The sequence below is a fragment of the Ideonella sp. P3_A4 genome (assembly GCF_056403075.1).
Genome location: NZ_JBFUGE010000424.1, coordinates 1 through 5,180 on the forward strand (window position 1 = coordinate 1; position 5,180 = coordinate 5,180).

General features: G+C 65.5%; 5 protein-coding genes. 1 reads left to right on the forward strand and 4 read right to left on the reverse strand.

The features are described from left to right. From AC1DYI_RS25795 to asd, 3 genes are all read right to left on the reverse strand, one after another. Window positions 1-263 (reverse strand): sigma factor (locus AC1DYI_RS25795; RefSeq protein WP_477206989.1); only part of this gene is annotated, 263 nt, incomplete at its 3' end. Between the two features lie 118 nt (window positions 264-381). Next, entirely contained in the window at window positions 382-1,113 is a 732-nt protein-coding gene (locus AC1DYI_RS25800; RefSeq protein ID WP_477206990.1) for a TorF family putative porin, read from the reverse strand. Beyond that, window positions 1,110-1,961, reverse strand: coding sequence for an archaetidylserine decarboxylase (gene asd / locus AC1DYI_RS25805; RefSeq protein ID WP_477206991.1), 852 nt, complete (start codon window positions 1,959-1,961; stop codon window positions 1,110-1,112). Before asd ends, AC1DYI_RS25800 begins: the two co-directional genes overlap by 4 nt. Before the next feature lie 115 nt (window positions 1,962-2,076). Between asd and AC1DYI_RS25810 the strand changes: the two genes are divergently transcribed. Next, window positions 2,077-4,503, forward strand: a complete 2,427-nt coding sequence (locus AC1DYI_RS25810) for a DUF3857 domain-containing transglutaminase family protein (RefSeq protein ID WP_477206992.1) — start codon at window positions 2,077-2,079, stop codon at window positions 4,501-4,503. On the opposite strand, the gene AC1DYI_RS25815 is transcribed toward AC1DYI_RS25810, so the two are convergent. After that, complete coding sequence (locus AC1DYI_RS25815; protein WP_477206993.1) at window positions 4,481-5,056, reverse strand: DUF1415 domain-containing protein; 576 nt, start codon at window positions 5,054-5,056, stop codon at window positions 4,481-4,483. The two genes, AC1DYI_RS25810 and AC1DYI_RS25815, sit on opposite strands and share 23 nt — an antisense overlap. Window positions 5,057-5,180 lie beyond the last annotated feature (124 nt).

The window sequence follows — 5,180 nt, forward strand, 5'->3', positions numbered from 1 at the left end:
CAACGGTAGGCGATGCCGAAGATCCAGGTCGATACGCGCGAGTCGCCGCGGAAGGAGCCGGCCTTTTGCCAGACGATCCAGAAGCAGTCGTTGATGACCTCGTCGATGATGTCGGGCCGCCGCGTCAGGCGCGACAGGAAGCGCGCCAGCCGGCGGTGGTACGGCCGGTACATCTCGGCCAACGCCGTGCGGTCGCCGCCGGCCATCCGGCGCAGCAGCGAACTGTCGGTGTCGTCGTCGTCAGGTGGGGGGCTCGGGTTCATCGGCGGCGGCTGTGCATGCCGGTAAGTGCGGGGGCCGTGCCGAAAGGTTGCCTTGCGGGCAAAAAAAGTGCCAGCGGTTTCGAACCGAGCATGGAACCGACAGGTTGCTCCGGCCGGCTCAGAACAGCCAGCTGACGCTGAAGGTGGTGTGCGGCTCGGCGAGGCGCTGCATGTAGAACTGGGCGCTGTCGCTGGCATGGAGATAGCGCAACGCTGCACGCCAAGGTCCCGATTGCCAGACCACCCCGGCATCGGCATAGGTGTACCAGACGCCCGGCCACCAGAACATTTCGGTCCGTCCCAGGCCAGCGGCCAGGGACCATTGCTCCGTCAAAGGCCAGTGCAAGCCCAGGTCGATGGCCGGGTACAGGTGCGAATCACCTTCGTCCAACTGTGCGGCAGACAGATCCAGCGACCACAGATCGCGGTAGCTGGCACCGAGGCCGAGCTCGGTCCGGTTGTAGAAGCGGTAGTAGCCGCCGCCCGGGTAGGCGTAGGCGCCGAGCCGGGCCTGCAGCTGCCAGTTCTCGTTGGCGTTCCAGTAGGCGCCGACGCGGGCGACGGCCTGGTAGTCGTGGACATGCTCGAGCGGTGCACTCAGCGTCAGGGTGGCCGACCAGTGGGCGCCGTCAGACAACGCGAGCAGGCCCTGCGCCGCGGCCTGGAGCGGCCAGTACGAGACGCCACGCTCGGTCAGGTCGCTGGCCAGCGAGGCCTCGCCATTGAGCGTCCAGGACTGGGCGGACGCGGCGCTGCTGCAGAGCAGCGCGGCAACGCCGGCCAGCAGCCAACGTGTAGCAGGGCTGTCGAGCCGGCGGCAGCGCACCGGCGGCAAGCCCTGCGTGTTCATCCCGCCATCGCCTCGCCCAGGCGGATGGCACCGCCCGGTGCCCACGCGGGGTTGAAGCGCAGCGGTTGCCCGTCGGCGCGGCGCGGAAACAGCATCACCACCGTCGAGCCGAGCAGGAAGCGGCCCATCTCTTCGCCCTGGCGCAGCGCGATGTTCTCGTTGTGGTACGCCCACTCGCGCAGGTGGCCTGGCCGCGGCGGGTTCACCACGCCATGCCACACGGTGGCCATGCTGCCAACGATGGTGGCGCCCACCAGCACCAGCAGGAAAGGGCCGAGCGGGCCGTCGAACAGGCAGACCACCCGCTCGTTGCGGGCGAACACCCCCGGCACGCCGCGGGCCGTGGTCGGGTTGACCGAGAACAACTCACCCGGCACGTGGATCATGCGCAGCAGCCGGCCATCACAAGGCATGTGGATGCGGTGGTAGTCGCGCGGGCTCAAGTACAGCGTCGCGAACGAGCCGCCATGGAAGTGCGCGGCCAGCGCCTGGTCACCACCGACCAGCGCCGCGGTCGTGTATGAGTGGCCCTTGGCCTGGAAGATCTGGTCGCCCTCGATCGCCCCGAACTGGCTGATGGCCCCATCGACCGGGCAGATCAGCGGCGCCTCGGCGATCGGCCGCGCACCGGGCTTCAACGGCCGGGTGAAGAAGGCATTGAAGCTCTTGTAGGCCGTGATGTCGGGTTCGGCCGCCTCGGCCATGTTGACACCGTAACGGTCGACGAACCAGCGGATCACCCCGGTCGTCATGCCGCCACCCTCCTTGCGCGCCAAGGCACCCATCAGCGAGGTCAGGGCCTGCTTTGGCAGCAGGTATTGCGGCAGCACGCGCAGGCGATCGGACACGGCAGGCGTTCAGAGTGAAAAATGGCCGGCCATTCTAGGATCGGATCGGCGGCTGATCGGCTCGCCGTTGATAGCATCGGCGCCACGTGAAGAGGGATACAGGGAGAAAAGAAGAGTGACGCAGCGATTCACATGGCGCCGCATGGCGCGAGCCTGGGTGCTCAGTGCCGCCGGGGGGCTGGGCTTGGCTTGTCTCCCTGCACCGGCCGATGCGGCCGAGTATCAGCGGGGCAGCGCCCCAGCCTGGGTTCAAAACCTGCCGCTGGACATGGAGGCGAAGCCCCCACTGGGCCAAGCCAGCAACGGTGTGCACTATCTGTTGGCGGACCAGCAGATTCAGCTGGAGGCCAGTGGGAAGACCACCTTTCGACGCTCGGCCAGCCGCGCACTGAACGAGCGCGGCGTCGAGTCGGTGGCTCAGGTCAGCGTTGATTTCGACCCGTCCTATCAGCGTCTGACACTCCATTCGTTGAAGGTCTATCGCGATGGTCGGGTGCAGGATCGCTTGCCTTCGGCGCAGATCAAGGTGCTGCAACGAGAGTCGGAGCTGGAGTACCAGGTCTACGATGGAAGCAAGACGGTCGACGTCGTGCTCGAGGACATTCGCGTTGGCGACATCGTTGAGTACGCCTACAGCCTGAGAGGAAGCAACCCGGTTTTTGAAGGTGCCGAGTTCGGGCGCATGGACATGCGCTGGCGCGTTCCTGTGCACCATCTCTTCCGTCGCCTGCGGGTGCCCGCAGGCCGCGATGTCCAAATCAAATCGCCGCAGGATGGAGCGGCCCCGGCGATCCACACAGCGGCAGGTTGGGATGAACGCGTCTGGCAGGCCCATGACGTCGCGCCATTTGCGCGCCAGAATGACGCGCCACGCTGGTACGACCCCTACGCCGCGGTGCAGTGGAGCGAATTTACCGACTGGGCCGCGGTGGCGCGCTGGGCCGAGCCGTTGTATGCGGAGCCGGCTCGCCTTTCGGGCCCATTGCGGGCCGAGGTCGATCGCATTGCTGCGAAATCCGCATCACCCGAGGATCGGCTGCGTGAAGTGCTGGCCTTTGTGCAATCGCAAATTCGCTACCTGGGCGTTGAGGTGGGTCCCGGATCGCATGCGCCGCGCTCGCCGGAAACCGTGCTTGCGCGCCGCTATGGTGATTGCAAGGACAAGGTTCGGTTGGCGGTCACGATGTTGCACGCATTGGGTGTGACCGCTTATCCAGCCCTGGTCGACACGCGCCTTCGTCAGGTTGTGGCGGACCAACTCCCCTCGCCTGGGGCGTTCAACCACGTGATACTGCACGCGCGCGTGGGCGATAAGGAGTTCTGGCTGGACCCGACACGGGCACCCCAAAAAGGCAGCCTGGATCGCCTGGCTCAGGCGAGCTTTGGCAGAGCCCTGTTGCTGGACGGCCGATCGACTGACCTCGCGACGATGCCGGTGCCCGCCAACGCCGAATACCGTCGTGAGATCGCGATGGACATTGATGCATCGCACGGATTCGGACAGGCTGTGACGATGCAGGTGCGCACGACCTATGAAGGTGCGAGCGCCGACGAAATGCGTGACACCCTGCGCAACGACAACCTCGACGATCTGCAGCGCAACTATCTCAACTACTACCTGCGCTCCTATCCCAGCCTCGTGCAGGACAAGCCGCTGACCTTTGCGGACGACGAGCAGGCCAACCGTCTGGTGACGACGGAGTTCTACCGCGTCGACTCGTTGTGGGCGAAAAACCCGTCCGAGGGCAAGCCCGTGGTGTATCTGTACGCACCGGACATGAAGCACATGCTGGCGAGGCCCGACGACACCGTGCGGACGGCGCCGTTGGCACTGGAGCATCCCGAAGATTTGACGGTCAAGCTGTCGGCCGTGCTGCCGGAGGAACGATCGATCGAGGGTTCGAGCCGGCGCGTGCGCAGCAAGGCGTTCGAATTTGACGAGATGACGCGCTTTGCCGACCACACGCTGCAGCTGACCTACCACTATCGCAGCTTGACTGACCACGTGAAGGCAGGGGACCTGCCAAGCTACCTTTCGGAGCTTGAGGCAGCGCGCCGCATGGTGGGCTACACACTCCGGCCCGTCGACAAGCCAAGCCGCAACGCGTTTGCATCTTGGGTGACCGTGTTGGCTGGGCTGTTGACGTTCGCGCTTGGAGGTTGGATTGTTCCCGCTGCGTTGAGGGTTCACGCAGATCGGCCTATGGACGACCAGACAGGCACGGCTCCGCTGCCCACGGAATACCTGTTGGCCACCGGCCATGGCCTGCTGCACGCACCCTTCGCCGCCTTGGTTTGCCTGACGCTGTTGATTGGCGGGCTGTACGGCAGGGTTGATCTCATGGGCTGGTGGGGCGTATTGCTGGCCTGGATCATTCACAAACTCTGGGCCGTCTATTGGACCGACCACTGGATTGAGTGGTCCGACAAGCGAGCCAGCAACCCGACCGAATTGCACATCCAGGCGATCAAACGTCGTCTGCCTCTAGACAGGATCTTCGCAAGGCGGAATGCGCTGGCTACCGGGCGGCGGGCCCCTTGAACAACGCCACCCACCCTTCATGCCCCAACTGCTCCAGCGTCTCGATGTTGCGCTCGTAGATCGCCTCGGCGTCGGGGAAGGCTTCGACGGCGCGGTCGATGCTCGCTTCGCGCAGCAGGTGCAGCGTGGGGTAGGGCGAGCGGTTGGTGTAGTTCGAGATGTCGTCGGCGTCGGCGCCCGCGAACTGGAACTGGGGGTGAAAGCTGGCGACCTGCAGCGTGCCTTCGAGACCCAACCGCTCCAGCAGCTCGTCGGCGATGCCGAGGAAATCGTTGAAGTCGAGGAAGTCCTGCAGCACCTGCGGATGGACGATCAGCGTGGTGTCGGTCTGCTCCGGGTCGGTCGCGACCAGGTGCTGCAACTCGTGTTCCAGCTCGGCCAGCAAGACGGCGGCGTCGGTGGTGTTGCTCAGCACATAGCGCACCTGCCCCTTGGCCTGCACGCTCTTGGCGAAGGGACACAGGTTCAGGCCGATGACGGCCTTGTCGAGCCAGTCGCGGGTGTCGGCAATCGGGTCGGGCGCGCCGGCGCCAGTGCTCTCGGGGGCATTCATGAGGGCATTGTGGCGCGGTGACAATCGGCGCCATGGCTGCCGACTCTTCTTCCACCGACTCTCCGACCCACGAAGCTTTTGTGCAGGTCACGCGCCTGCTGGCTGAGCTGGGGCACCCCCACCC